Source organism: Streptomyces sp. NPDC101118 (assembly GCF_044759445.1).
Lineage (GTDB): Bacteria > Actinomycetota > Actinomycetes > Streptomycetales > Streptomycetaceae > Streptomyces.
Map to the genome: position 1 here is coordinate 1 of NZ_JBIVZG010000031.1, position 25,297 is coordinate 25,297.

General features: G+C 72.6%; 24 protein-coding genes. 7 read left to right on the forward strand and 17 right to left on the reverse strand.

The window, feature by feature from the left end; genetic code table 11:
* The 4 genes from ACIQUQ_RS32825 to galE form a co-directional block, all read left to right on the forward strand.
* On the forward strand, positions 1-2,043 hold a 2,043-nt coding region (locus ACIQUQ_RS32825), incomplete at its 5' end, for a CDP-glycerol glycerophosphotransferase family protein (RefSeq protein WP_403983396.1).
* The gene (locus ACIQUQ_RS32830; protein ID WP_403983398.1) at positions 2,040-3,197 is read left to right on the forward strand and encodes a glycosyltransferase; all 1,158 of its coding nucleotides are present in this window, start codon (positions 2,040-2,042) and stop codon (positions 3,195-3,197) included. The genes ACIQUQ_RS32825 and ACIQUQ_RS32830, both read left to right, overlap by 4 nt.
* A gap of 49 nt (positions 3,198-3,246) precedes the next feature.
* Positions 3,247-4,167, forward strand: coding sequence for a UTP--glucose-1-phosphate uridylyltransferase GalU (galU, locus tag ACIQUQ_RS32835; protein ID WP_403983400.1), 921 nt, complete (start codon positions 3,247-3,249; stop codon positions 4,165-4,167).
* Positions 4,164-5,126, forward strand: coding sequence for a UDP-glucose 4-epimerase GalE (gene galE, locus ACIQUQ_RS32840; protein ID WP_403983402.1), 963 nt, complete (start codon positions 4,164-4,166; stop codon positions 5,124-5,126). The genes galU and galE overlap by 4 nt, the downstream gene beginning before the upstream one ends.
* A gap of 96 nt (positions 5,127-5,222) precedes the next feature.
* Here the strand turns inward: galE and era are convergent, their stop codons facing one another.
* The 4 genes from era to ACIQUQ_RS32860 form a co-directional block, all read right to left on the reverse strand.
* Positions 5,223-6,164, reverse strand: a complete 942-nt coding sequence (era, locus tag ACIQUQ_RS32845) for a GTPase Era (RefSeq protein WP_399956739.1) — start codon at positions 6,162-6,164, stop codon at positions 5,223-5,225.
* The gene (locus ACIQUQ_RS32850; RefSeq protein ID WP_403983404.1) at positions 6,152-7,114 is read right to left on the reverse strand and encodes a DUF916 domain-containing protein; all 963 of its coding nucleotides are present in this window, start codon (positions 7,112-7,114) and stop codon (positions 6,152-6,154) included. The genes era and ACIQUQ_RS32850 overlap by 13 nt, the downstream gene beginning before the upstream one ends.
* A 77-nt stretch (positions 7,115-7,191) precedes the next feature.
* Positions 7,192-8,520, reverse strand: coding sequence for a beta-xylosidase (locus ACIQUQ_RS32855; protein WP_403983406.1), 1,329 nt, complete (start codon positions 8,518-8,520; stop codon positions 7,192-7,194).
* Between the two features lie 99 nt (positions 8,521-8,619).
* Complete coding sequence (locus ACIQUQ_RS32860; protein WP_403983408.1) at positions 8,620-9,633, reverse strand: GlxA family transcriptional regulator; 1,014 nt, start codon at positions 9,631-9,633, stop codon at positions 8,620-8,622.
* Between the two features lie 16 nt (positions 9,634-9,649).
* Between ACIQUQ_RS32860 and ACIQUQ_RS32865 the strand changes: the two genes are divergently transcribed.
* Complete coding sequence (locus tag ACIQUQ_RS32865) at positions 9,650-11,020, forward strand: MFS transporter (RefSeq protein WP_403983410.1); 1,371 nt, start codon at positions 9,650-9,652, stop codon at positions 11,018-11,020.
* Here ACIQUQ_RS32865 and ACIQUQ_RS32870 read toward each other — a convergent pair.
* From ACIQUQ_RS32870 to hrcA, 12 genes are all read right to left on the reverse strand, one after another.
* Positions 10,995-11,360 carry a cytidine deaminase gene (locus ACIQUQ_RS32870; RefSeq protein ID WP_403983412.1) on the reverse strand — a complete coding sequence of 122 codons (366 nt, stop codon included), beginning with the start codon at positions 11,358-11,360 and terminating at the stop codon, positions 10,995-10,997. The two genes, ACIQUQ_RS32865 and ACIQUQ_RS32870, sit on opposite strands and share 26 nt — an antisense overlap.
* A 238-nt stretch (positions 11,361-11,598) precedes the next feature.
* On the reverse strand, positions 11,599-11,952 hold the full coding sequence (locus ACIQUQ_RS32875) for an MmcQ/YjbR family DNA-binding protein (protein WP_403983414.1): 354 nt from the start codon (positions 11,950-11,952) through the stop codon (positions 11,599-11,601).
* Positions 11,949-13,241 (reverse strand): hemolysin family protein, encoded by a 1,293-nt coding sequence (locus tag ACIQUQ_RS32880; RefSeq protein WP_403983416.1) that lies wholly within the window; start codon positions 13,239-13,241, stop codon positions 11,949-11,951. Before ACIQUQ_RS32880 ends, ACIQUQ_RS32875 begins: the two co-directional genes overlap by 4 nt.
* Positions 13,238-13,735 carry an rRNA maturation RNase YbeY gene (ybeY, locus tag ACIQUQ_RS32885; RefSeq protein ID WP_399956764.1) on the reverse strand — a complete coding sequence of 166 codons (498 nt, stop codon included), beginning with the start codon at positions 13,733-13,735 and terminating at the stop codon, positions 13,238-13,240. Before ybeY ends, ACIQUQ_RS32880 begins: the two co-directional genes overlap by 4 nt.
* 12 nt (positions 13,736-13,747) lie before the next feature.
* On the reverse strand, positions 13,748-15,877 hold the full coding sequence (locus tag ACIQUQ_RS32890; RefSeq protein WP_403983418.1) for a PhoH family protein: 2,130 nt from the start codon (positions 15,875-15,877) through the stop codon (positions 13,748-13,750).
* A gap of 138 nt (positions 15,878-16,015) precedes the next feature.
* The gene (locus ACIQUQ_RS32895; RefSeq protein WP_403983420.1) at positions 16,016-17,140 is read right to left on the reverse strand and encodes a carbohydrate kinase family protein; all 1,125 of its coding nucleotides are present in this window, start codon (positions 17,138-17,140) and stop codon (positions 16,016-16,018) included.
* A 197-nt stretch (positions 17,141-17,337) separates the two neighbouring features.
* Positions 17,338-18,243 (reverse strand): ribonuclease Z, encoded by a 906-nt coding sequence (locus ACIQUQ_RS32900; RefSeq protein ID WP_403983422.1) that lies wholly within the window; start codon positions 18,241-18,243, stop codon positions 17,338-17,340.
* A 3-nt stretch (positions 18,244-18,246) separates the two neighbouring features.
* Positions 18,247-18,606, reverse strand: coding sequence for a histidine triad nucleotide-binding protein (locus ACIQUQ_RS32905; protein ID WP_399956777.1), 360 nt, complete (start codon positions 18,604-18,606; stop codon positions 18,247-18,249).
* A 93-nt stretch (positions 18,607-18,699) separates the two neighbouring features.
* Positions 18,700-19,446, reverse strand: a complete 747-nt coding sequence (locus ACIQUQ_RS32910) for a 16S rRNA (uracil(1498)-N(3))-methyltransferase (protein ID WP_403983423.1) — start codon at positions 19,444-19,446, stop codon at positions 18,700-18,702.
* Positions 19,443-20,516, reverse strand: coding sequence for a nitronate monooxygenase (locus ACIQUQ_RS32915; protein WP_403983425.1), 1,074 nt, complete (start codon positions 20,514-20,516; stop codon positions 19,443-19,445). Before ACIQUQ_RS32915 ends, ACIQUQ_RS32910 begins: the two co-directional genes overlap by 4 nt.
* A gap of 267 nt (positions 20,517-20,783) precedes the next feature.
* Positions 20,784-21,920: a molecular chaperone DnaJ gene (dnaJ, locus tag ACIQUQ_RS32920; RefSeq protein ID WP_403983428.1), complete on the reverse strand. Its 1,137-nt coding sequence runs from the start codon at positions 21,918-21,920 to the stop codon at positions 20,784-20,786.
* Positions 21,921-22,937, reverse strand: a complete 1,017-nt coding sequence (gene hrcA / locus ACIQUQ_RS32925) for a heat-inducible transcriptional repressor HrcA (RefSeq protein ID WP_403983430.1) — start codon at positions 22,935-22,937, stop codon at positions 21,921-21,923.
* 141 nt (positions 22,938-23,078) lie between these two features.
* Between hrcA and ACIQUQ_RS32930 the strand changes: the two genes are divergently transcribed.
* Together ACIQUQ_RS32930 and ACIQUQ_RS32935 are read left to right on the forward strand one after the other, a co-directional pair.
* On the forward strand, positions 23,079-23,804 hold the full coding sequence (locus tag ACIQUQ_RS32930) for an MBL fold metallo-hydrolase (protein ID WP_403983432.1): 726 nt from the start codon (positions 23,079-23,081) through the stop codon (positions 23,802-23,804).
* Between the two features lie 28 nt (positions 23,805-23,832).
* Positions 23,833-24,642, forward strand: a complete 810-nt coding sequence (locus tag ACIQUQ_RS32935; protein WP_403983434.1) for a DUF3097 domain-containing protein — start codon at positions 23,833-23,835, stop codon at positions 24,640-24,642.
* 1 nt (position 24,643) lies between these two features.
* Here the strand turns inward: ACIQUQ_RS32935 and ACIQUQ_RS32940 are convergent, their stop codons facing one another.
* Complete coding sequence (locus tag ACIQUQ_RS32940) at positions 24,644-25,198, reverse strand: Uma2 family endonuclease (protein ID WP_403983436.1); 555 nt, start codon at positions 25,196-25,198, stop codon at positions 24,644-24,646.
* Positions 25,199-25,297 lie beyond the last annotated feature (99 nt).

Genomic DNA, 25,297 nt, shown 5'->3' on the forward strand with positions numbered 1-25,297 from the left:
CTGCGCGACCTCCCCCTCCTCGACGACGACTACCGCCACGAATTCGCCCAACTCGCCAACGGCTACCTCGACACCATCCACCCCGACGCCTACGAGCAGGTCACGCCGCTGCAGGCGATCTGCGCGTACCTGCTGACGCGCGAGGACTGGGACAACCTGCTGCCGGCCGTGGACTCGCTGGCGAACAAGGACAAGATCTCGGCCCCGCTGGTGGAGCGCGACGGCCGGATCTACTGGTGCGAGGAGCACCTCGACGACGAGTTCGGCCGCAAGGTGCTCGACGTCACCGACCTCGGCCTGCACGCCAAGGCGATCGACAGGATGTTCCTGCGCAACGCCCTGACCTCGTACGAGGTCCGCGACGGCGCGGTCTCCCTGAGCGGTGCCGTGGTGAACCCCCTGGGCCGCATCAAGCCCGGCGCGAAGCTCGGCGCCGAACTGGAGTTCCGGGCCCGCCGCAAGGTCGGCGTCAAGCCGGTCTCCTTCCCCGTCGCGTCCGTGACGCACGAGGGCGGGACCATCGCGTGGTCCGCCACCGCCGACCTCGCCGCGCAGCTGCGCCCCGTCGGAGTGGTGGACGCCGTGTGGGACGTACGGCTGCACCTCGACGTGGACGGCGTACGGACCACGACCCGCCTGTCCGTGGTCGACCCGGACCTGGTCGAGGGCGCGCTGCCGGTGCGGCCGCGGCTGACCCGCATGGTCGCCGACCACCTGGAGCCCGAGGTCTCCCCCAAGGGGCACCTGGCCTTCTGCCTGGTCTCGCACGACCGGCGCAGCGAGGCCCTGCAGGCCTTCATCGACCGCCGGGTGCAGGGCGCCCCCGGGCAGCTCGCCAAGACGGGCGTCCGCAAGGCCAAGAAGGTCCGCGGCAAGCTCGCCTCGACCGACACGAAGCTGCGCCTGTACCACGAGGTGTTCTCGAAGCTGCCGGTCAAGAAGGGCCTGGTCGTCTTCGAGAGCCACCTCGGCAAGCAGTACAGCGACAGCCCCAAGGCCATCTACGAGGAGATGCGCCGCCAGGGCGTGGACTTCGAGGCCGTGTGGTCGTACGAGGGCAAGCCCAAGGGCTTCCCGAAGGACGCCACCCTCGTGCGGCGCTGGTCGCTGCCCTATCTCAAGGCGCTGGCGCAGGCGGAGTTCTGGGTGGACAACCAGGGCTTCCCGCTCAAGCTCACCAAGCGCCCCGAGACCACGTACATCCAGACCTGGCACGGCTCCGCGCTCAAGCGCATGGGCTTCGACGAGGCGGCCTGGAAGCTCAAGTCCAAGCCCCAGCAGGACGAGCTCCAGCGCACCCTCGACCGCTTCGACCGGTTCCTGGTCCGCACGGAGCACGACGTGCGCACGCTCGCCCGCGCCTTCCGGCTGAAGGAGTCGGTGCTGCTGCGCACCGGCTACCCGCGCAACGACGCGCTCGTGCGCGCCAAGGAGCGGGAGGACGCCACCGGCACCCGGGAGCGCGGCCCGCTCGCGGAGCAGCTCGGCATCCCCGCGGACAAGCAGGTGCTGCTGTACGCGCCGACCTTCCGGCAGCGCGGCAACGGCAGCAAGGCCTTCGAGCTGCCCTTCGACGTGGAGGAGTTCGCGGAGCGCTTCGGCGACCGGTACGTGCTGCTGGTGCGTTCGCACTACCTGAACCACGTGACGCTGCCGCCTTCGGTGCGCGGGAAGGTCGTCGACGTGTCCTCGTCGGTGCCCGACGTGACGCCGGTGCTGGAGCTGGCCGACGCGCTGATCACCGACTATTCGTCGATCATGTTCGACTACGCGCTGCTCGACCGGCCCGTCTTCCTCTTCGCGTACGACTACGAGGAGTACGTGGAGGAGCGCGGCGCCTACTGGGACATCTTCGAGAACGCCCCGGGCCCGGTGGTGCGCACCGCCGGCGAGCTGTTCGAGGGAATCGTTTCGCTGGAGTCCTCGGCGCGTGAGCACGCCGCCGACCGCAAGCGTTTTGTTGCCGAATTCGGCGAGTACGACACGGGTTCTTCCGCCCGTCGCATCGTCGACGAGTTCTTCTCCCACAGGAGGAATGGATGACCGAGTTCGCCGATCCCCGGCGCGACATCTTCTTCGTCGGAAACCAGGTCGACGAGCTGGGCGGTGTGACCACCTGGACGCACCAGATGGCACGGCTGTTCACCGGCCGCGGGCACAACGTCCACGTCATCGGCATCACCGAGCCCGAGGTGGTCCAGGACCTGGGCGGCGAACTGCCGTACCCAACGACCGTGCTGTACGGCGAGCACCCGCCGAAGGTGCCCAGCACCAGGGGCGTGCACAAGTTCAACGTCGCCCGGCACCGGGTGAAGGCCCGGCGCGACGAGGGCATGCAGGAGCAGGCGGCCAAGCTGACCGCGCTGTTCGCCGCGGCGAAGCCGGGTGCGGTCGTCATCGTCACGCAGGTGTGGGCGATGGAGTGGGTCACGCTCGCGGACACCTCCGGGCTGACCGTCATCGGCATGAGCCACGAGTCCTTCGAGTACAGCAAGGCCTGTTCGCGCTTCGGCCGGGTGCAGAAGTTCTACAAGGACGTCGACCGGATGCTGGTGCTGACCCAGGAGGACTCCGACCTCTGGATCCGCCAGGGCCTGAACAACGCGTCCTTCATGCCCAACCCGCTGCCCTTCATCCCGGACGTGCCCTCGCCGCGCACGGAGAAGGTGGTCACCAGCATCGGCCGCCTGTCCGACCAGAAGGGCATCGACATGCTCCTGGACACCTGGGCGGAGGTCGCGCCGAAGCACCCGGACTGGACGCTGCAGATCTTCGGTTCCGGTGAGGACGAGGAGATGCTGAAGAAGCAGTGCACCGAGCTCGGCCTGGACTCGTCGGTGCAGTGGATGGGCCGTACCAGCGACGTGGCGGGCGCCCTCCGCGCCGGTTCGATCTTCGTGCAGTCCTCCCGCGGCGAGGGCTTCCCGCTCGCCCTGATGGAGGCCATGGCGGCCGCCGTGCCGTGTGCCGCCTTCGACTGCGCCCCCGGCGTCCGCGAGATCATCAACGACGGCGAGGACGGCCTGCTGGCCGCGCTGGGCAACACCAGCGGCCTGGCCCGCGCCCTGAGCACCCTCATCTCGGACAAGGAACTCCGGGACTCCATGGGCGAGCTGGCCCGCGAGCGAATACAGCGGTACGCCCCCGAGAAGATCGTGGCCCGCTGGGAAGCGCTCTTCTCCTTCCTCGACCGTTGACGGACGGGCCGGGTTCTTTCATGTGCGACAAGTTGGTGGATTCATGGGCATGAGCAATGCGCAGCAGGCGGTCACGAAGGCCGTCATCCCGGCGGCCGGACTCGGCACCCGGTTCCTGCCGGCGACCAAGGCGACTCCGAAGGAAATGCTGCCCGTCGTCGACAAGCCGGCGATCCAGTACGTGGTGGAGGAGGCGGTCGCCGCGGGTCTGAGCGACGTCCTGATGATCACGGGCCGTAACAAGCGGCCGCTGGAGGACCACTTCGACCGCAACTACGAGCTGGAGTCCGCGCTCGTGGCCAAGGGCGACGACGACCGCCTGAAGAAGGTCCAGGAGTCCAGCGACCTGGCCACCATGCACTACGTCCGCCAGGGCGACCCCCGCGGCCTGGGCCACGCCGTCCTGTGCGCCGCCCCGCACGTCGGCGACCAGCCCTTCGCCGTCCTCCTCGGCGACGACCTGATCGACCCCCGCGACCCCCTGCTCGCCAGGATGGTCGAGGTCCAGCACCGCACCGGCGGCTCCGTCATCGCCCTCATGGAGGTCGAGCCCGCCCAGATCCACCTCTACGGCTGCGCGGCGGTCGAGGCCACCGAGGACGAGGACGTCGTCCACATCACGGGCCTCGTGGAGAAGCCGGAGCCGAGCGAGGCGCCGTCGAACTACGCGATCATCGGGCGCTACGTCCTGAACCCCGCGGTCTTCGACGTGCTCCGGGAGACCGAGCCGGGCCGCGGCGGGGAGATCCAGCTCACCGACGCGCTCCAGCAGCTCGCCGCCGACGAAACCGTCGGCGGCCCGGTGCACGGCGTGGTCTTCAAGGGCCGCCGCTACGACACCGGCGACCGCGGCGACTACCTCAAGGCCATCGTCCGCCTCGCCAGCGAGCGCGAGGACCTCGGCCCCGAGTTCCGGACCTGGCTGCGCGGTTACGTCACCGAGGAGCTGCACGAGGGAGCGGGCGAGTGAGCAAGTACCTGGTCACCGGCGGGGCCGGCTACGTGGGCAGCGTCGTCGCCGCCCACCTGCTGGAGGCCGGCCACGAGGTCGTCGTGCTCGACAACCTCTCCACCGGCTTCCGCGAGGGCGTCCCGGCCGGCGCCTCCTTCATCGAGGCCGACATCCGCGACGCGGCCGCGCACCTCGACGACTCCTTCGAGGCGGTGCTGCACTTCGCAGCGTTCTCGCAGGTCGGCGAATCCGTGGTGAACCCGGCCAAGTACTGGGAGAACAACGTCGGCGGCACCATGGCGCTGCTCGCCGCCATGCGCGGGGCCGGTGTGCGGAAGCTGGTGTTCTCGTCCACCGCCGCCACGTACGGCGAGCCGGAGTCCACGCCCATCACCGAGTCGATGCCGACCGCGCCGACCAACCCGTACGGCGCCTCCAAGCTGGCCGTCGACCACATGATCGCGGGCGAGTGCGCGGCGCACGGTCTGGCGGCCGTCTCGCTGCGGTACTTCAACGTGGCGGGCGCGTACGGCGAGTGCGGCGAGCGGCACGACCCGGAGAGCCACCTGATCCCGCTGGTGCTCCAGGTCGCCCAGGGCCGCCGCGAGGCCATCTCGGTGTTCGGCGACGACTACCCGACGCCGGACGGCACCTGCGTGCGCGACTACATCCACGTCGCCGACCTCGCCGAGGCGCACCTGGCCGCCCTGACGGCCGCGACCGCCGGCGAGCACCTGATCTGCAACCTGGGCAACGGCAACGGCTTCTCGGTGCGCGAGGTCATCGAGACCGTCCGCAAGGTCACCGGCCACCCGATCCCCGAGGTGATGGCGGACCGCCGGGCCGGCGACCCGGCCGTGCTGGTCGCCTCGGCCGAGACGGCGCACCGGCGGCTCGGCTGGACGCCGCGCCGCCCGGACCTGGCCGGGATCGTCTCCGACGCCTGGGAGTTCGCTCAGCGGCGCGGGGCCGAGTAACGGTCGCCCGAGGGCGCAGAAGTACCGGAAAGGCCGCCGCCGGCGGGCGTGATCGCCCCGCCGGCGGCGGCCTTCCGTGTGTGGTGCGCGAGGACGTCAGAAGCCCAGCTTCCGCAGCTGCTTCGGGTCCCGCTGCCAGTCCTTGGCCACCTTGACGTGCAGGTCGAGGAAGACGGGCGTGCCGAGCAGCGCCTCGATGTGCTTGCGCGACTTCATGCCCACCTCCTTCAGGCGGGAGCCCTTCGGGCCGATGATGATGCCCTTCTGGCTGGGGCGCTCGATGTAGACGTTGGCGTGGATGTCGAGGAGGGGCTTGTCGGCCGGGCGGTTCTCGCGCGGCAGCATCTCCTCCACGACGACCGCGATGGAGTGCGGCAGCTCGTCGCGTACGCCTTCCAGCGCGGCCTCGCGGATCAGCTCCGCGACCATGACCATCTCGGGCTCGTCGGTGAGGTCGCCCTCGGGGTAGAGCGGCGGGCTCTCGGGGAGCAGCGGGGCGATCAGGTCCGCGAGGAGCTGGACCTGCTGGTCGCCGACGGCGGAGACCGGGACGATCTCGGCCCACTCGATGCCCAGCTCGGCGCCGAGCTGCTGGATGGCGATCAGCTGCTCGGCGAGCGCCTTGGAGTCGACCAGGTCGGTCTTGGTGACGATGGCGATCTTCGGGGTCTTCTTGATCCCCGCGAGTTCCTTGGCGATGAACTTGTCGCCGGGGCCGATCTTCTGGTCGGCGGGCAGGCAGAAGCCGATGACGTCGACCTCGGCCCAGGTGGTGCGGACCACGTCGTTCAGGCGCTCGCCCAGGAGGGTGCGCGGCTTGTGCAGTCCGGGGGTGTCGACCAGGACGAGCTGGGCGTCCTCGCGGTGCACGATGCCCCGGACGGTGTGGCGCGTGGTCTGCGGCCGGTTGGAGGTGATCGCGACCTTCGTGCCCACGAGTGCATTGGTCAGGGTGGACTTGCCGGCGTTGGGGCGGCCGACGAAGCACGCGAAGCCAGCGCGGTGTGCGGAGGAGGAACGATCGCTCATGCGAGCCATTCTCCCCGATCGGGCCGGGACCGCCGACCAGTACGCCGCGCCGGCTGTCGGAACGGGTGCGTCAGGCGGCGTCGGACCAGTAGCGCCAGGGGCACGGCAGCCGCGGTCAGGGCGAGGGAGGCGGCCCCGGTCCAGGGGCCGGTGCGGAAGGCGACGGCAGCGCGGTCGGCGGTGCCGGCGGCCCGCACGGAGACGCTCAGCGCGACGCGGTCGAAGCCCGGGGTGCCGGTCCAGCGTTCGGTGAGCCTCACCGACTCGCCCGGCAGCAGGTCGCCCGGGATCCGCCGCAGCTCGCGGCGGTGGAGGTCGCGTCCGAGGAGGCCCCGGGCGTGCAGGGTGGCCGCGGGGTGGAGGGTGACGTTGCCGAGGTTGCGCAGGGTGTACGTGACCACCGCGGCCCGTCCCTCCCGACGCACGCCCAGCCCCTCCACGGCGATCATCGGGGCCGTGGGCCCGCTGACCCGCAGGTGGACGCGGGCGGCGACGGCCTGCCGCACGCCCAGCCCCGCGCCGCCGGGGGCCGCCCGCTCGTCCAGGGCCACGATCGCGCCGGGATGGTCGCCGGGCTCCGCCCGCTCCGGCAGCGTCAGGGCGAAGGGCACGGTGACGGACGACCTCGCCGGTACGGTCACCCGCTCCCGGGACAGCCGTGCCCAGGCGCCGACGCCGGTGCGCGGCTCGTCGGGGCCCCGTACGGCGAAGCCGCCGTCCCGTGCGGTGTTGTAGGCGTCTGCGGCGTACAGGCGGAAGGTGAGCGGGCCCGCCGTCCTGTTGGTCACGGTGACCCGATCGTCCACCCGGCCGCCGGGGTCGGCGGCGAGGAAGAAGTACGGGCGCTGCGCGATCCGGGTCGCGGCGGGCACGACGGACCACTGGCCGTTGTCGGCGGCCGAGGCGGGGGCGGCCGCCGCCGGGGTGAGGAGACCGAGCAGGGCCAGGGCGGGCGCCACGAGCAGCCGGGCCGCGCGGAGAGGGCTCCGGGCGCCCCGTGCGCCCGGGCGCCTCCCTGCGCGCCCGCCCGCGCCCGTCACGAGAGGGTGAGGGTCAGCAGGGCGGCGTACGAGCCCGGGGCGGTGTAGGGCGGGACGGTCAGCGCGACCTCCGCGTCCACCGTGAACTCGCCGCCGACGAGCGAGGCGTCCGGAGTGCCGGCGAGGGTGGCGCCCTCCGCTCCCACGGGCCCGGGGGTGCCGGGGACGCAGGTGCTGGGGCTGCCCTGCCTGGTGGCGCAGACGGGGGTCCAGGTGAGGCCGGCGCCGTCGATGCGTACACCGCCGGGTCCGGTGAAGTCGGTGAGCCTTCCGGTGAGGGCCCAGCCGGCCGGGCCGCCGCGCTGGTCCTTGACGGTGACGGTGTGGATCCGGCCCTCCGCGGTGCCGCCCTGGCCGTAGGGGACGGCCGTGAGGGTGATCTCCTCCCCCGCCTGGGTCATGGAGAGGGCGCCGGGCTCGACGGTCAGGCCGATCTTCTGGGTGCCGGGCGGCAGCGGGGCGGCCTCGATGACGGCGTACGTGGCCGGTCCTGTGCCCCGCTCCGCGGTCCAGGCGGGCCCCTCGTACGCGACGACGGCGGTCGTGGCCCGGTCGGCGACCGGCAGCTCGGCGAGGACCACGCCGAGCCCGTCGGCGAGGGCGGTGACCTTGTCGGCGGTCTCGGCGGCGCCCGTGCGGCCGGCCACGGTGACGGCGGCGCCCGGGGTGAAACCCGCGCCGGTCACGCGTACCTTCGCGCCGGGTTTCCCCGAGGCCGCGGCGAGGGAGAGGGCGCGGGTGTTGGCGCCGGGGACGGCGGTGGCGGTGAGGCGCTCGGCCACGGGGGCCGGGTCGGCGGGGTCGGTGGTGCAGGGCGTGTCCAGCTCCATGAGGTGGCTGGTGTGGAGGGTGTAGTCGCCCGGGGCGAGGGTGATCTCGCCGGGTTCGGTGACGGTGAAGGTGCCGGTCATGGTGAAGGCGGGGAAGGCGCCGTGACCGGGCACCGGTGCGTTCCTCTTGGGTCCGGTGACGGTGACCTCGCCGTTCTGCGCGCCGCCGAGGACCACCTTGCCGGTCGGGGTGAGGACGTCCGCCGGGAGTTCCGCTTCGAGCGGGTTGGCGGCGGCGGTCCTGGTCACCTGGTAGGTGACGGTGACCGTGTCGCCCACCTCGGGTGCCGGGTCGTCGACGGTGACGAGGGCGGTGGTCGGGCCGTCGGCGGGCGGCAGGCCCGCCTCCTGGGGCGGTACGCAGTGGGTGGGGAACTCCACCGCACCGGTGGTCTCCCCCGGGTCCACCGGGCTCGCCGCGTTGGCGGGGACGCCGAGGGCGGCGAGCGCGAGGACGCCCAGGGCCGCCGCGAGCCGGCGACTGCGTGCCGTCATTTCGTCCCCCTGTGGTCGGACCCCCGTCGCGCTGACGGCCATTCACGAGCGGGGGGCGGCAGAAGTCAATGGCGGCGCCGGCCATCGACTGATGGCCCATCAGGTATTGGCGGAGTCCGCCGGGCCGGGTGCCCCGCCCGTACGGCCCGGACCTTCCGCGCGGAAGGTCCGCCGGTAGGCGGTGGGTGTCACGCCCAGCGCCGCCTGGAGGTGCTTGCGCATGGACTGGGCGGTGCCGAAGCCGGCCTCGTGGGCCACCCGTTCCACCGGCAGGTCGGTGGACTCCAGCAGGTGCCGCGCCCGCGCCACCCGCTGCCCGGCCAGCCACTGCCCGGGGCTCAGGCCGGACTCCTCGCGGAACCGCCGCGTGAAGGTGCGTACGGACACGGCCTCCCGGCGCGCCATGTCGCTCAGCCGCAGCGGCTCGTTGAGCCGCTCCAGTGCCCAGCCCCGGGCCGCGGTGGTGCTGGCGGCGCCGGCGGCGGGCACCGGCCGGTCGATGAACTGCGCCTGGCCGCCGTCCCGGTGGGGCGGTACGACGGTCCGCCTGGCCACCTCGTTGGCCACGGCGGAGCCGTGGTCGCGCCGGACGATGTGCAGGCACAGGTCGATGCCGGCGGCGACCCCCGCCGAGGTGAGCACCGGCCCGTCCTCGACGTACAGCACGTCCGCGTCGACCCGGACGGCCGGGAAGAGCCGCTGGAAGTGCTCGGCGGAGGCCCAGTGCGTGGTGGCGCGGCGCCCGTCGAGGTGGCCGGCCGCGGCCAGCACGTACCCGCCGGTGCAGATGGAGACCAGCCGGGTGCCCGGCCGGATGCGGGCCAGGGCGGCGGCCAGCTCCGGGGTCAGCCGGCCCTCCTCGAAGACCGGGCCGAGCTCGTACGAGGCGGGAACGACCACGGTGTCGGCGGTGGCCAGCAGGTCGGGCCCGTGCTCGACGGCTACGGCGAAGTCGGCGTCCGTGCGGACCGCGCCGGGGGCCAGGCCGCAGGTCAGGATCTCGTAGAGCGGCCGTCCGGCGGCGTCCTTGGCGCGGCCGAAGATCCGGTGCGGGATGCCGAGCTCGAAGGGCAGCAGCCCGTCGAGGGCGAGCACGACGACGCGATGGGCCATGGCCCGATCGTAGCGAATGCTGACCATCGGGCCACTCGATCACCCGGATCCGGCCACGGATGCTGTGGGGGTGACGACGATCCAGCCGCAGACGGCGGCCCCGACCCCGACGCCCGTGCGCCCGCCGGGCCGCGTCCACCGCGCCTGGTTCGTGGCGGCGGTGACCTTCGTGACGATCATCGGCGCGGCGGCCTTCGCCTCCCTGCCCGGCCTGCTGATCGAGCCGATGCACGAGGAGTTCGACTGGTCCCGCGGCACGATCGGCTTCGCCGTCTCGGTGAACCTCGCGCTCTACGGGCTGACCGCGCCGTTCGCCGCCGCGCTGATGGACCGCTTCGGGATCCGCCGCGTGGTGGCCGTGGCCCTGACCGTGATCGCGGTCGGTTCGCTGCTGACCGTCCGGATGACGGCGTCCTGGCAGCTGGTCCTGTACTGGGGGATCCTGGTCGGCCTGGGCAGCGGCTCGATGGCCCTGGCCTTCGCCGCCACCGTCACGAACCGCTGGTTCACCGCCCGGCGCGGGCTGGTCACCGGCATCCTGACCGCCGCCGGCGCCTCGGGCCAGCTGGTCTTCCTGCCGCTGCTGTCCTGGCTGGTCCAGCACCACGGCTGGCGCCCGGCCGCCGTGACCGTGGCCCTCTCGGCCCTGGCGGTCGTGCCCTTCGTGTGGCTGCTGCTGCGGGACCACCCCGCCGACGTGGGGCTCGCCCCGTACGGGTCCACCGAGCCGGTGGCCAAGCCGGCGCCCGTGCCGGGCGCGGCCCGGCGGGCGGTGGCGGTGCTGTTCCGGGCGGCCAGGACCGGGCCGTTCTGGCTGCTGGCCGGCACCTTCGCGATCTGCGGCGCCTCGACGAACGGCCTGGTCAAGACGCACTTCGTGCCCGCCGCCCACGACCACGGCATGCCGATCACGGCGGCCGCCTCGCTGCTCGCGGTGATCGGTGTCTTCGACGTGGTGGGCACGGTGGCCTCGGGCTGGTTCACCGACCGGTTCGAGCCCCGCCGCCTGCTGGCCGTGTACTACGCCCTGCGCGGGGTCTCACTGCTGTTCCTGCCGGCGCTGCTGGCCCCGTCCGTCCACCCGCCGATGCTGTTCTTCATCGTCTTCTACGGCCTGGACTGGGTGGCCACCGTGCCGCCCACCATCGCCCTGTGCCGCGAGCAGTACGGCGAGGACAGCGCCATCGTCTTCGGCTGGGTCCTCGCCTCGCACCAGGTGGGCGCGGCCCTGGTCGCCTTCCTGGGCGGCGTGGCGCGCGACGCCTTCGGCTCGTACGACCTGGTCTGGTACGCCTCGGGCGCGCTGTGCGCCGCGGCCGCCCTGATGGCGATGGTCATCCGCCGCAAGGACGGGACCGGGGTCAGCCTGCCCGCACCGTCAGCCTGACGGTGCCGTCGGGGCCGGCGAGCAGCACGGGCGTCCCGGGGCCGCCCAGGTCGCGGACCGCGGCGCGGTCGGCCTCGGCCGGCTCCTCGGCGGCGGTGACCACGGCGGCCGCCTCCAGGGACTGCGCGCCGCTGGCCACGGCCATGGCGACGGCGGTCTGGAGGGCGCTGAGCTTCAGGGAGGCGAGGTCCACGGTGCCCGCGACGTACGTACGGCCGGTCTCGTCCCGGACCGCCGCGCCTTCGGCCACGCCGTTGCGGGCCCGGGCGCTGCGCGCCAGCGTGATGATCTTGCGGTCCTCGGGGTCGAGGGCGGGGGTCTGCTCCGTGGTGTCGGTCATGCCGATCAGCATAAGGAGCGGGGAAAAGGAGCGCCTCGGCGGTCCGGTGGACGGACCGCCGAGGCGCTCTCCCCTCCGAAGCCTGAGCAAGGGGATCTTGGCACAAGCAAAGCCAGGCTAAGGCAGGGAGATCGGAGGAATCGGACAGGGTTCCGAATCGTGACCTCGGGACCGCGTTAGCTACGTCACGGCCCCGGGACGGAACCCGCCCCGGGGCCGGGCCGCCGCGAGGGCACCGCTACGGCCGGTCCAGCCGGAGCCGCTCGGCCCTCGGGAGACCGGCCACGACCAGGTCGTACGAGTCCTCGACCAGCTCCCGGAGCAGCGCGTCCGGCACCCCGGCCACGCTCACGGTGTTCCAGTGCCGCTTGTTCATGTGCCAGCCCGGCACGATCGCCTCGTGCTCCGCCCGCAGCCGCACGGCCTGCTCCGGCTCGCACTTGAGGTTCACCTTCAGGGGCGAGGCGTCCAGCGCGCTCAGCGCGAACACCTTGCCCAGCACCTTGAACACCGAGGTGTCGGGGTTGAAGGGGAACTCCTCGACGGCCGCGTTGAAGGACAGGCAGAACGCGCGCAGCTCCCCGGGGGTCACTCCGCGGCCTCCTCGGCCACGACGGGCTCCACCAGCACGGTGACGATCTTGTTCCGGCGGCCCGCCGGGGACTCGGCGGTCAGCCGCAGCGCCCGCCCGTCCGGCAGGTCGACCACGGCCGTGGCGCCGGCGATGGGCACCCGGCCCAGGGCCTTGGCCAGCAGGCCGCCGACCGTCTCCACGTCCTCGTCGTCGAAGGCCTCCAGGCCGAAGAGTTCGCCGAGGTCCGTGATGTCGAGGCGGGCGGTGACGCGGTAGCGGTCGTCCCCCAGCTCCTCCACGGGCGGGAGTTCGCGGTCGTACTCGTCGGTGATCTCGCCGACGATCTCCTCCAGGATGTCCTCGATGGTCACGATGCCGGCCGTGCCGCCGTACTCGTCGATGACCACCGCGACGTGGTTGCGGACCTGCTGCATCTCCCGCAGCAGGTCGCCCGCGTTCTTGGTGTCCGGGACGAACACCGCCGGACGCATCGCCGTCGACACCAGGTCCGCCTCCGCGTCGCGGTTGATGTGCGTCTTGCGGACCAGGTCCTTGAGGTACACGATCCCGACGATGTCGTCCTCGTTCTCGCCCGTGACCGGGATCCGCGAGAAGCCGGAGCGCAGCGCCAGCGTGGTGGCCTGACGGACCGTCTTGTACCGCTCGATGCAGATCAGGTCGGTGCGCGGCACCATCACCTCGCGCACCAGGGTGTCGCCGAGTTCGAAGACCGAGTGCACCATCCGGCGCTCCTCGTCCTCGATCAGGGACTCCTTCTCGGCGAGGTCGACCAGGGCGCGCAGCTCCGCCTCGGAGGCGAACGGTCCCTTGCGGAAGCCCTTGCCGGGGGTGAGCGCGTTGCCGATGAGGATCAGCAGCTGCGGGATCGGGCCCATGATCCGGGCCAGCGGCAGCAGGACGTACGCCGCGGCCGTGGCGGTGTTCAGCGGGTGCTGGCGGCCGATGGTGCGCGGCGAGACGCCGACGGCCACGTACGAGACGAGGACCATCACGGCGATCGCGACCAGCAGGGCCTTCCAGGTCTCGCCGAAGGCGTCGAGACAGGCGTACGTGACCAGCACGGCGGCGGCCATCTCGCAGGCGACCCGGACCAGCAGCGCCACGTTGAGGTAGCGCGTGGGGTCCGCCGCGACCTGGGCGAGCTTGGCGCTGCCGCGCCGCCCGGACCGTACCGCCTCCTCCGCCCGGAAGCTGGAGACGCGGGCGATGCCGGCCTCCGCGCAGGCGGCCAGCCAGGCCACGATGACCAGCAGGACCGCGCCGGTGACCAGTTGCGGGAGGCTCACGAGACGGTCGGGGCGGGAGACGGGCCGGTCAGGCCGTGCTCGGCGCGCCAGCCGTCCACGATGGCGGCCTGGAGGCCGAACATCTCGGCCTTCTCGTCCGGCTCCTCGTGGTCGTAGCCGAGCAGGTGCAGCACTCCGTGGACGGTCAGGAGCTGGAGCTCCTCGTCCATGGAGTGCTGCGTCGGGGCGTCCTCGCCCTGCTTCTTGGCGACCTCGGGGCAGAGCACGATGTCACCGAGGAGCCCCTGCGGGGGCTCCTCGTCGTCCTTCGCCGGCGGACGCAGCTCGTCCATCGGGAAGGACATGACGTCGGTCGGTCCGGGCAGGTCCATCCACTGGATGTGCAGCTGCTCCATGGCGTCGGCGTCGACGACGATCACGGACAGCTCGGACAGCGGGTGGATCCGCATCCGGGTGAGGGCGTAGCGGGCGATGTCGAGGATCGCCTGCTCGTCGACCTCGGTACCGGACTCGTTGTTGACGTCGATCGACATGGTGCTGTTGGACTACTTCCCCTGGGAACCGTTGCGGCTGTCGTACTGCTCGTACGCGTCGACGATACGGCCGACGAGCTTGTGCCGTACGACATCCTGCGAGGTGAGCCGTGAGAAGTGCACGTCGGGGACCCCTTCGAGGATCTCCTGCACCTGCTTCAGGCCCGACTTGGTGCCACCGGGGAGGTCGATCTGGGTCACGTCGCCCGTGATGACGATCTTCGAGTCGAAGCCGAGCCTCGTCAGGAACATCTTCATCTGCTCGGGGTTCGTGTTCTGCGCCTCGTCGAGGATGATGAAGGCGTCGTTCAGGGTGTTGTGCGTCAGCAGGTAGTCCTCCGTGACGTACAGCGAGTCCTCTGCGCCCACCTGAATGCACACCGCCTCCTCCCGCCCCGCCGGCTCGATGGAGTCGATGAAGCGCATCGGACGGCCGCCACCACCTGCAGCGTGGTACTTCTCGACCTTGCGGGTGAGGCGGAAGGGCTCGATCCCTTCGGGGAGCCTGATGTCGACCACGTGGGAGTCGTACCGATGAGCGGCCACGGCGTTGCCCTGGTGGCGTCCCTCCGCAGGGCGCCGCCGCGTGTACGCGACGCCGCCGAGTGACTGGACCAGCGCGATCACGTCGTCGCGCAGGAGGATCGACGCCGTCGAGTACTGCACCCGGCAGGTGCGGTCCTGCTGCACGACCGGACCGCCGTCGGCATCCAACAGGCCCTGCAGCACCGCGAGACGGACCTCTGCCGTGTTGAACAGGTAGTCGTCCGGCACGAACTTGGAGTGGGAGCGGGTACCGATCAGGTCCAGCTCGCGCACCATCCGGGTGACCGGATTCTCCAGGGTGACCACGTCGCCCGGCGACTTCACCCGGTTGAGGACGTAGTCGGGCCCTCCCCGGTGCCGCGCGCCGACGCCGGGGAGCGCCGCCTCCAGGGCACGGACCAGTTCCTCGTCTTCCGTGGCGAAGGAAGGCGTGGTGGAGCCGGTGAGACACCCGTCGCCCAGCAGCAGGCCCAGGGCGTAGGGGTCCATCGGGACCTCCCGCGCCGGGAACTCGACAGGGGCGGTGAGGAGCGGCAGCTCGTAGCGGCGCGCGTGACCCGCGCGGAGGCTGTCGACCATCTCCTGGGTCTCCAGCACTCGCCACGGTTTGTCACGACGCCTGTCGGCAGCCGTGCGCACCGTCCACAGGTGCTCCCCGCAGCAGAGCACGGACGCGCCGTCCTGGGCGGTGACGCGATAGATGTCCTTCTCGCCCTGCGGGTAGACGCCGAGGACCGGGGTCGGCTCGCCGTTCGACCCGACCACCAGGTCACCGACCTGGAGGTCGCCGATCGGGCGCCAGCCGTCGGGCGTCAGGACCTTCGTGAAGGTCGGATGGGCACGGCCCCGCATGTAGGCCAGCGGCGCGACCTCGATCGTGCCCGCGGCCATCAGGCGCGGGATGGAGTCGGGGTCGAGCATGTCGTGCAGCGCGTCGTACAGCGGCCGCAGGTACGGGTCGATCTTCTCGTAGAGCGTGCCCGGCAGGAAGCCGAGCCGCTCGCCCGCCTCGACGGCGGGCCGGGTCAGGATGATCCGGCTGATCTGCTTGGACTGCAGGGCCTGGACCGCCTTCGCCATGGCGAGGTAGGTCTTGCCGGTACCGGCCGGGCCGATGCCGAAGACGATCGTGTGCTTGTCGATCGCGTCGACGTACCGCTTCTGGTTGAGGGTCTTGGGGCGGATCGTGCGGCCGCGGCTGGAGAGGATGTTCTGGGTGAGCACCTCGTGCGGCGTCTCGTCGGGCCCGTTGCCGTTCTCGCTCGCCCTGAGCATGGCGATCGAGCGTTCCACTGCGTCCTCCGTCATCGGCTGACCGGTGCGGAGCACCAGCATCATCTCGTCGAACAGCCGCTGTATCACAGCGACTTCACGCGCGTCACCGACCGCGCTGATCTGGTTGCCGCGCACGTGGATGTCGGCGGCGGGGAAGGCCCTCTCGATCACGCGCAACAGGGCGTCACCCGAGCCGAGCACCATCACCATGGGGTGCTTCGCGGGAACGGTGAAATGGGCTCGCGCCTGGCCCGGCAGAAGGGCGTCACCCGCGCCTTCGGGGCGCTGGGGGCGGCTGCTGGCTGTGGGTGTCTGAGTCATGGGCTGGCACTGTGGCCTGCGCATACCTCCCGTAGTGAGGCCCCGCCGGTCGCGGCCTCCTGGACTTCCAAGCGTACGACGCCGCCCGCGGTGATCCGAGGGGGTTTTCCGGACGGTGGACGGTGCGCGGCACGACGCTCACGCGGTGTTGCGGAAGCCGATCGTCGGCACGGCCCGGCGCCGGGCCCCCGTAGGCTCCGGGGAGGGCGCGTCGCCCGGCAGCAGTCCGTCCAGGAATCCGTAGTGCCGCAGCCCCTCCGGCACCCCGCCGGGCAGCGAGCGCACCCCGTACCACCAGGCCGCGACCTCGGGCCAGCCCGGGGCGGAGAGCGAGCCGCCGAACTCCTGCACCGACAGGGCGGCGGTCAGCCCCGCGAAGGCCAGCCGGTCCGCGAGCGGCCACTCGGCCAGGGTGCCGGTCAGGAAGCCCGCCACGTACACGTCGCCCGCGCCCGTGGGGTCGAGGGCCTCGACGGTGATCGCGGGCACCTCGGCGGTCTCCCCGGTGCGCCCGTCCACCGCGTACGAGCCCTGCTCGCCCATCGTGACCACGGCGATCGGCACCCGCTCGGCCAGCTTCCGGGCCGCCGCCCGCGGGTCGTCCTCGCCCGTGTACCGCATGGCCTCCCCCGCGTTGGGCAGGAACGCCTCGCAGTGCGCCAGGCCGGCCAGCCCGTCCAGGTCCCACCGGCCGGTCTCGTCCCAGCCCACGTCGGCGAAGATCCGGGCCCCGCGGCCGGCCGCGGCCGCGATCCACTCCTCCTGCCGGCCCGGCTCCAGGGAGGCCACCGCGGCCCGGGCCCGGGGCGGACAGTCCGGGAAGGGTCCCGGACCGGCCGGAGGGGGCGCCTCGTGGCCGTGGGAGACCATCGTGCGCTCGCCCTCGTAGGCCATGGAGACCGTCACCGGCGAGTGCCAGCCGGGCACCGTGCGGGACTGGGACAGGTCGATGCCCTCGCCCTGCGCCAGCGCGTCCCAGCAGTACTCGCCGTAGAAGTCGTCGCCGAAGGCCGCGGCCAGGCTGGTGCGCAGCCCGAGGCGGGCGAGGGCGGTGGCCATGTTCGCGACGCCGCCGGGGCTCTGGCCCATGCCGCGCGCCCAGGACTCCGTACCGCGCACGGGGGCCGAGTCGAGGCCGGTGAAGATGATGTCGAGGAAGACCGTGCCGGTCAGGAAGACGTCGCAGCCGGGGTCCTGCGGGGCGCGGACCTCTCTGAGCGGGTCCAGTGCGCCCCGGCGGTGCTGTCCGTTCCTGCTGGCCATGGCGTGCTCCCCGGGTCCGTACGCGAGAAAGTGTGCAGCCCTGCCCGCCGGCAGTCGGCTCAAACCCAGTGTGTCTCAGATCACTACAGCAGGGCTCGCCCCCCCCCCCCCCCCGCGGCGGGGGGGGGGGGGGGGGGCCGCGGGGGGGGGGGCGGGGGGGGGGGGGGCGGGGCCCGCCCCCCCCCCGCCCGGGCCCGCTAACGGCGCTTCGGCAGCGGGATGCGCAGGAGGTCCTGGGCGACCGTGAGCTCGCCCTGGAAGCCCGCCGCCCGGGCCTGCCGCTCGAAGGCGTCGGGGTCGGTGTACCGCTGGGAGAAGTGGGTCAGCACGAGGTGCTTCACCCCCGCCTCCAGCGCGACCGTGGCCGCCTGCCCGGCGGTCAGGTGGCCGTGATCGGTGGCCAGCCGCACGTCCTCGTCGAGGAAGGTGGACTCGATCACGAGCATGTCGCAGCCCTCGGCGAGCGCATGCACGCCCTCGCACAGCCGGGTGTCCATGACGAAGGCGAAGCTCTGGCCCGGCCGGTGCTCGCTGACCTGGTCGAGCGTGACGCCGTCCAGGACGCCGTCCCGCTGGATGCGGCCCACGTCGGGGCCGCTGATCCCGTGCCGGGCCAGCAGCTCGGGCCGGATGCGGCGCCCGTCGGGCTCGGTGATCCGGTAGCCGAAGGACTCCACGGGGTGGGAGAGCCTGCGCGCCTCCAGGGTGTACGCGTCACCCTTGGCCAGCACTCCGTCCGCCGCGACCGGGGCCTCGTCGATGCGGACCGTCTCGCGGTACGCCGTGGCGTACCGGAGCCGGTCGAAGAAGACCTGGCCGCTGGCCGGGTAGTGCGCGGTGACCGGGTGCGGCACCTGGTCGAGGTTGATCCGCTGGATCACCCCGGCCAGGCCGAGCGAGTGGTCGCCGTGGAAGTGCGTGACGCAGATCCGGTTGATGTCGTGCGCGGCCACGCCGGCCCGCAGCATCTGCCGCTGCGTGCCCTCGCCCGGGTCGAAGAGGAAGCCCTCGCCGTCCCAGCGGAGCAGGTAGCCGTTGTGGTTGCGGTGGCGGGTGGGCACCTGGCTCGCCGTGCCCAGCACCACGAATTCCCGTACGGACACGGCTTATCCGGGGGGCCACTCGAGGCCGCGGCCGCCGAGGACGTGGGCGTGCGCGTGGAAGACGGTCTGGCCGGCGCCCGCGCCGGTGTTGAACACCACGCGGTAGCCGGTGCCGTCGGCCTTCTCGTCCGCGGCCACCGCCCCGGCCTCGCGCAGCACGTCGGCGGCCAGCGCCGGCTCGGCCGCGGCCAGGGAGGCCGCGTCCGGGTAGTGCGCCTTGGGGATCACCAGGACGTGCGTCGGTGCCTGGGGGTTGATGTCGCGGAAGGCGACGGTGGTCTCGGTCTCCCGCACGATCGTGGCCGGGACATCACCGGTGACGATCTTGCAGAACAGGCAGTCGGGCTGTGCCTCGCCAGCCATGTGCGGCCTCCTCGCGGCTCCTTGATCGGTACGGGCGCATCGTATCGGCCCCCCGCCTCGCGGGCGTCCGCGTTTCCCGGCCGGACGCCGGTGTCACGACCAGCGGCCGGTGCGGGCCAGCAGGACGGCCACCGCGGCCGTGCCCGCCGTCGAGGTGCGCAGCACCGAGCGCCCGAGCCGGTACGGCCGCGCGCCCGCCTCCGCGAAGACCGCCAGCTCCTCCGGCGAGACCCCGCCCTCGGGGCCCACCACGACCACGATCGACCCGGTCTCCGGCAGGGCGGCCGTGGCCAGCGCCTCGGACGGGTGGTCCCGGTCCTCGTGCAGCACCACGCCCAGGTCGGCGCCGGCCAGCAGCTGCGCGACCTGCTTGGTGGACATCGCCTCCGCCACCTCGGGGAACCGCACCCGGCGCGACTGCTTGCCGGCCTCGCGGGCCGTGTTGCGCCACTTGGCCAGCGACTTCGCCCCGCGCTCGGCCCGCCACTGGGTGATGCAGCGGGAGGCCTGCCACGGCACGATCGCATCGACGCCGGTCTCGGTCATGGTCTCGACGGCCAGCTCCCCGCGGTCCCCCTTGGGCAGCGCCTGGACCACCGTGACGTGCGGCCGCGGGTCCGGCTCGGTCAGCACCTCGTGCAGGTCCGTGACGACCAGCCGGTCCTTGCCCTCGGCGGCCTTCACGACGCCCTCGGCCCACTGGCCGCGGCCGTCGGTGAGCACCACGTCCTCGCCCGGCTCCAGCCGCTTGACGGAGACCGCGTGCCGCCCCTCCGGACCGTCCAGGACGAACTCGGGCCCGGCGGGCACCTTCTCGACCACGAATACGGGGGCTGTCATGACGCACTCCTTGTCAACGCGCTCTGCGCCTCTGCCAGTTCGGCCACGAGGACTTCCACCAGCTCCGCGGCCGGCAGCGTCCGGGCCAGCCGGTGCCCCTGCCCGGCCCACAGGGCCATCCCCTGCGGGTCGCCGGCCTCGGCCGCTGCCTTGCGCAGCCCGCTGGTCAGGTGGTGGACCTGCGGGTAGGCGGCCGGCGCGTAGGGGCCGTGCTCGCGCATGAAGCGGTTGACCAGGCCCCGGGCGGGGCGGCCCGAGAAGGCCCGGGTGAGTTCGGTGCGGGAGAACAGCGGGTCGGTCAGGGCCCGCTTGTGCAGGGGGCTGGCGCCCGACTCGGGGCAGACCAGGAAGGCGGTGCCGAGCTGGGCGGCCTCCGCCCCGGCGGCCAGTACGGCGGCGATCTGGGCGCCGCGCATCAGCCCGCCGGCGGCGATGATCGGGAGGGCCACGGCCTCGCGTACCTGGGCGACCAGCGGCAGCAGTCCGAAGCCGGCGCAGTCGGTCTCGGGGTCGTCCCGGTGGGTGCCCTGGTGACCGCCGGCCTCGATGCCCTGGACGCAGACGGCGTCGGCGCCCGCGGCCTGGACCGTACGGGCCTCCTCCGCGGAGGTCACGGTGACGACCGTACGGGTGCCCACGGCGGCGAAGGCGGCCAGCAGCTCGGGGGCGGGGCAGCCGAAGGTGAAGGAGACGAGGGGCACGGGGTCATCGAGCAGGATCGCGAGCTTGGCGTCGTACCCGTCGTCGGTGCGGTCGTCGACGTCCTCGGGCAGCGGCGCGTCGTACCAGGCGGCCTCGCCCGCGAGCTGGCCCCGGTAGGCCGCTATCTCGGCGGGGTCGGCGTGGCCGGGCTGGGGCATGAAGAGGTTCACGCCGAACGGCGCGCGGGTGAGCGCGCGCATCCGCTTGATCTCCTGGTACATGCCGTCGGCGGTCTTGTAGCCGCCGGCCAGGAAGCCCAGTCCGCCCGCGCCGGACACGGCTGCGGCGAGCTGCGGGCCGGAGGCGCCGCCCGCCATGGGGGCCTGCACGATCGGGTGCGGGTGGAGATCGCTCAGCGCGGAGGACATGACCTGCATCGTGCCACGTCCCCCGCACGGTGCCGAATCAGGGCATTCGCCTGGCATAGTCCGCCCGGAGCCGGCGCACCGGCGGTTCTCCGGGCGGCCGTTGGGCGTTCGCCCAGCGGCCGCCGGAGCACGCTCCGCGAACGGTCAGCGGCCGTCGAAGGCGTCCTTCAGACGCGAGAACAGCCCCTGCCGACCCGGCTGACTGTGTCTGCCCGGGGGCCACCCCCGGACCCCCGGCAAGGCCCCCGTCGCCGGGGGCCACTGCCGTCAGCGGCCGTTGAAAGCGTCCTTCAGACGCGAGAACAGCCCCTGCTGGCCCGGCTGGAACTGGCCCGTCGGGCGTTCCTCGCCGCGCAGCTTCGCCAGCTGGCGCAGCAGGTCCTCCTGCTGCGGGTCCAGCTTCGCCGGGGTCTGCACCTCGACGTGGACGATCAGGTCACCGCGGCCGCCGCCGCGCAGGTGCGTGACGCCGCGCCCGTGCAGCGGGATCGACTGGCCGGACTGGGTGCCGGGCCGGATGTCGACCTCCTCCATGCCGTCCAGCGTCTCCAGCGGGCACTTCGTGCCCAGGGCCGCCGCCGTCATGGGGATGGTGACCGTGCAGTGCAGGTCGTCGCCGCGCCGCTGGAAGACCGGGTGCGGCAGCTCGTGGATCTCGACGTACAGGTCGCCGGCGGGGCCGCCGCCGGGGCCGACCTCGCCCTCGCCCGCGAGCTGGATCCGCGTGCCGTTCTCCACACCGGCCGGGATCTTGACCGTGAGGGTGCGGCGGGAGCGGACCCGGCCGTCGCCCGCGCACTCGGGGCACGGGGTCGGGACGACGGTGCCGAAGCCCTGGCACTGCGGGCAGGGGCGCGAGGTCATGACCTGGCCCAGGAAGGACCGGGTGACCTGGGAGACCTCACCGCGGCCGCGGCACATGTCACAGGTCTGGGCGGAGGTGCCGGGGGCGGCGCCCTCGCCGGAGCAGGTCGTGCAGACCACGGCGGTGTCGACCTGGATGTCCTTGGTCGTGCCGAAGGCCGCCTCGTCGAGCTCCAGCTCGAGACGGATCATCGCGTCCTGGCCGCGCCGGGTGCGCGAGCGCGGGCCGCGCTGGGACGCCGTACCGAAGAAGGCGTCCATGATGTCGGAGAAGTTGCCGAAGCCACCGGCGCCGAAGCCGCCGGCACCGCCGCCGCCCGAGGCGGACAGCGGGTCGCCGCCGAGGTCGTAGACCTGCTTCTTCTGCGGGTCCGACAGCACCTCGTAGGCGGCGTTGATCTCCTTGAAGCGCTCCTGCGTCTTCGGGTCCGGATTGACGTCCGGGTGGAGTTCGCGCGCCAGGCGGCGGAAGGCCTTCTTGATCTCGTCCTGGGACGCGTCGCGGCGTACGCCGAGTACGGCGTAGTAGTCGGTGGCCACTTACGACTCCGCCAGGATCTGTCCGACGTAACGTGCCACTGCGCGTACCGCTCCCATCGTTCCGGGGTAGTCCATGCGGGTCGGTCCGACCACGCCGAGTTTGGCGACTGCCTCGCCGCCCGAACCGTAGCCGACCGACACGACGGACGTGGAGTTCAGCCCTTCGTGGGCGTTCTCGTGCCCGATGCGTACCGTCACGCCCGGTTCCTTGGCCTCGCCGAGCAGCTTGAGGAGCACGACCTGCTCCTCCAGCGCCTCCAGCACCGGCCTGATCGTGAGGGGGAAGTCGTGTCCGAAGCGGGTGAGGTTGGCGGTGCCGCCGATCATCAGCCGCTCCTCGGTCTCCTCGACCAGCGTCTCCAGCAGCGTGGAGAGCACGACCTGGACGGTGCCCCGGTCGTCGGTCTCGAAGGATTCCGCCAGGTCCTGCACCAGCTGCGGCACGTCCGCGAACCGCCGGCCGACGACCCTGCTGTTCAGCCGGGCCCGCAGGTCGGCCAGCGAGGCCTCGCCGAACGGCGCCGGGCAGTCGACCATGCGCTGCTCGACCCGGCCGGTGTCGGTGATCAGGACGAGCATCAGCCGGGCCGGCGCGAGGGAGAGCAGCTCGACGTGGCGCACCGTGGAGCGGGTGAGGCTCGGGTACTGCACGACGGCGACCTGCCGGGTCAGCTGCGCGAGCAGCCGGACCGTGCGGCCGACGACGTCGTCGAGGTCGACCGCGCCGTCCAGGAAGTTCTGGATGGCCCGGCGCTCCGGGCTGGACAGCGGCTTGACGCCCGCCAGCCGGTCGACGAAGAGGCGGTAGCCCTTGTCGGTCGGGATGCGGCCGGCACTGGTGTGGGGCTGGGCGATGTAGCCCTCGTCCTCCAGCACCGCCATGTCGTTGCGCACGGTGGCCGGCGAGACGCCGAGCTTGTGGCGCTCCGTGAGTGCCTTGGAGCCGACCGGCTCCTCCGTCCCGACGTAGTCCTGGACGATGGCGCGCAGCACCTCGAGTCTGCGTTCGCTGAGCATCGCGCACACCTCCAGCTGTGATGCCCGGTTCGTTTCACTGGCTTGGCACTCGATGCGTGTGAGTGCCAGAGATCCCCCGGCCAGTGTACGGCGGCCGGGTACGCCCCTAGCAAGGGCGGCCCGTCACGGTAGCGTCGCGGTATGGACGTGGCTTGGGAAGAGGCGGGGTGGGAACGGCTGACCGGGCGTACCGGACGGCGACGGCTCCCGGTGTGGGACTGCACGGTGGGACTGGTGGTGGGGGACCGTTCCGTGCTCATGGTCGACCCCGGTTCGTGCGTGCGGGAGGGTGCCGAGCTGAGGGCGCAGGCGGAGCTGCTGACGGGCCGGAGAGTGACGCACCTCGCATTCACGCACGGCCATTTCGATCACGTTCTGGGTGCCGCGGCCTTCTCGGGGGCCGAGGTGTTCGGCGCGGTCGGCCTGGACGGGCTGCTCGCGGCGGAGCGCGAGGAGCTGCGCGAGTCGGCGGTGCAGCAGGGGCTGGCGGCGGACGAAGCGGCGGAGTCCGCGGAACTGCTGGTGCTGCCGCGGCACCACGTCTCGGGCGAGTGGACGCTGGACCTGGGCGGGGTGCAGGTGCTGCTGGCGAACGTCGGGCCGGGACACAGCGGCCACGACCTGGCGGTGCTGGTGCCCGGCGAGCGGGAGGTCGTGTTCTGCGGGGACCTGGTGGAGGAGTCCGGGGAGCCCCAGGCGGGGTCGGACGCGGTGCCCGGCCAGTGGCCGGCGGCGCTGGACCGGCTGCTGTCGCTGGGCGGGGAGGACGCGCTGTACGTGCCGGGACACGGTTCGGTGGTGGATGCCCGGTTCGTCCGTGAGCAGCGCGACACACTGGCCCGTCGCTTCGGCGTGTCGCGCGCGTGAGGGTGAAGCCGTTCCTACTGTCGTGCGAATGCGACAGTACGGTCCCGACCTGACCCCGCCCTGGAAGAAGTCCCGGCCCGCGCCCGAGGTGCCGGCGGACCACGATCTGGTGGTCGAGGAGGTGTCCACCGGGTGGTGCGGTGCCGTGGTCGCCTGCGAGGGCGGCACGGTGACGCTGGAGGACCGCTTCGGCAAGCGCCGCGCGTTCCCCCTGGAGCCGCGCGGCTTCCTGCTGGAGGGGGCCGTCGTGACCCTCGTACGGCCCTCCGCGCGCCCGGCGGCCGCGGGGCCCGGCCGGACCGCCTCGGGCTCGGTGGCGGTCCCGGGGGCCCGGGCGCGGGTGGCCCGGGCCGGCCGCATCTACGTGGAGGGGCGCCACGACGCGGAGCTGGTCGAGCGGGTGTGGGGCGACGACCTGCGGATCGAGGGCGTGGTGGTCGAGTACCTGGAGGGCGTCGACGACCTCCCGGCCATCGTCGCCGAGTTCGCCCCCGCCCCGGACGCCCGCCTGGGCGTGCTGGTGGACCACCTGGTCCCCGGCTCGAAGGAGTCCCGCATCGCGGCCGCCGTGACCGGCGCGGACGTGCTGGTGGTGGGCCACCCGTACGTCGACGTCTGGCAGGCGGTGAAGCCGTCCTCGCTGGGCATCGCCGCCTGGCCGGAGGTCCCGCGCGGCCAGGACTGGAAGACCGGCGTCTGCCGCGCCCTCGGCTGGCCGCAGAACACGGGCGCGGCCTGGCAGCACATCCTGTCCCGCGTCCGCTCGTACCAGGACCTGGAGCCGTCGCTCCTGGGCCGCGTCGAAGAACTGATCGACTTCGTGACGGCGCCCGCGTGACCTACGGCAGGGTGCCGAACTCCTCGGTGCCCAGGACCAGGCCCAGGCCTGCCAGCGGAACCGGCTCCCCGAACTTGCTGGTCCGCTCCGCCCGGTACCCGGCCTGCTCCCCCGAGCCGAAGGGCTCGGTGAGCATCGTGCACTTGGCCTCGAAGGGGTCCACGATCAGGTACGCGGGCACGCCGCCGGCCGCGTAGAGGGAGCGCTTGGTCACGTAGTCCCGGAGCCTGCTCGTCTTGGACACCACCTCGACGAGGAGCGTGACGACCTCGACGGGCATGAGACGTCCGGACCCGGGCGCGGCCTCCCTGAGCACGACGACGAGATCCGGTTGCGGCTCGCTCGACTCCCTCAGCAGGTCGACGTCCTGGGTCTGCAGCCGGAGCCAGCGATCGCGGGGAATCGAGTCCTGGATCGCTTCCACGATCAGGTTGTGGACCAGGTCCGGCCCGGCCATCATCACGATTTCCCCCCTGAGGAGCTCGACCTTGATGCCCTCGGGAGCCTGGAGACTCTCGAAGAACTCGGTCATCCGGCGATCGTCCACAGCGGTCATCTCCGTGCCTCCACTTCTGCCGCCGTGAGCTACGGCGCCAGGCTATGGACAGGTTAGGCAGCGTCCCGGGGGTTCCGCGTGGGTTCACCCCGGTGGGTG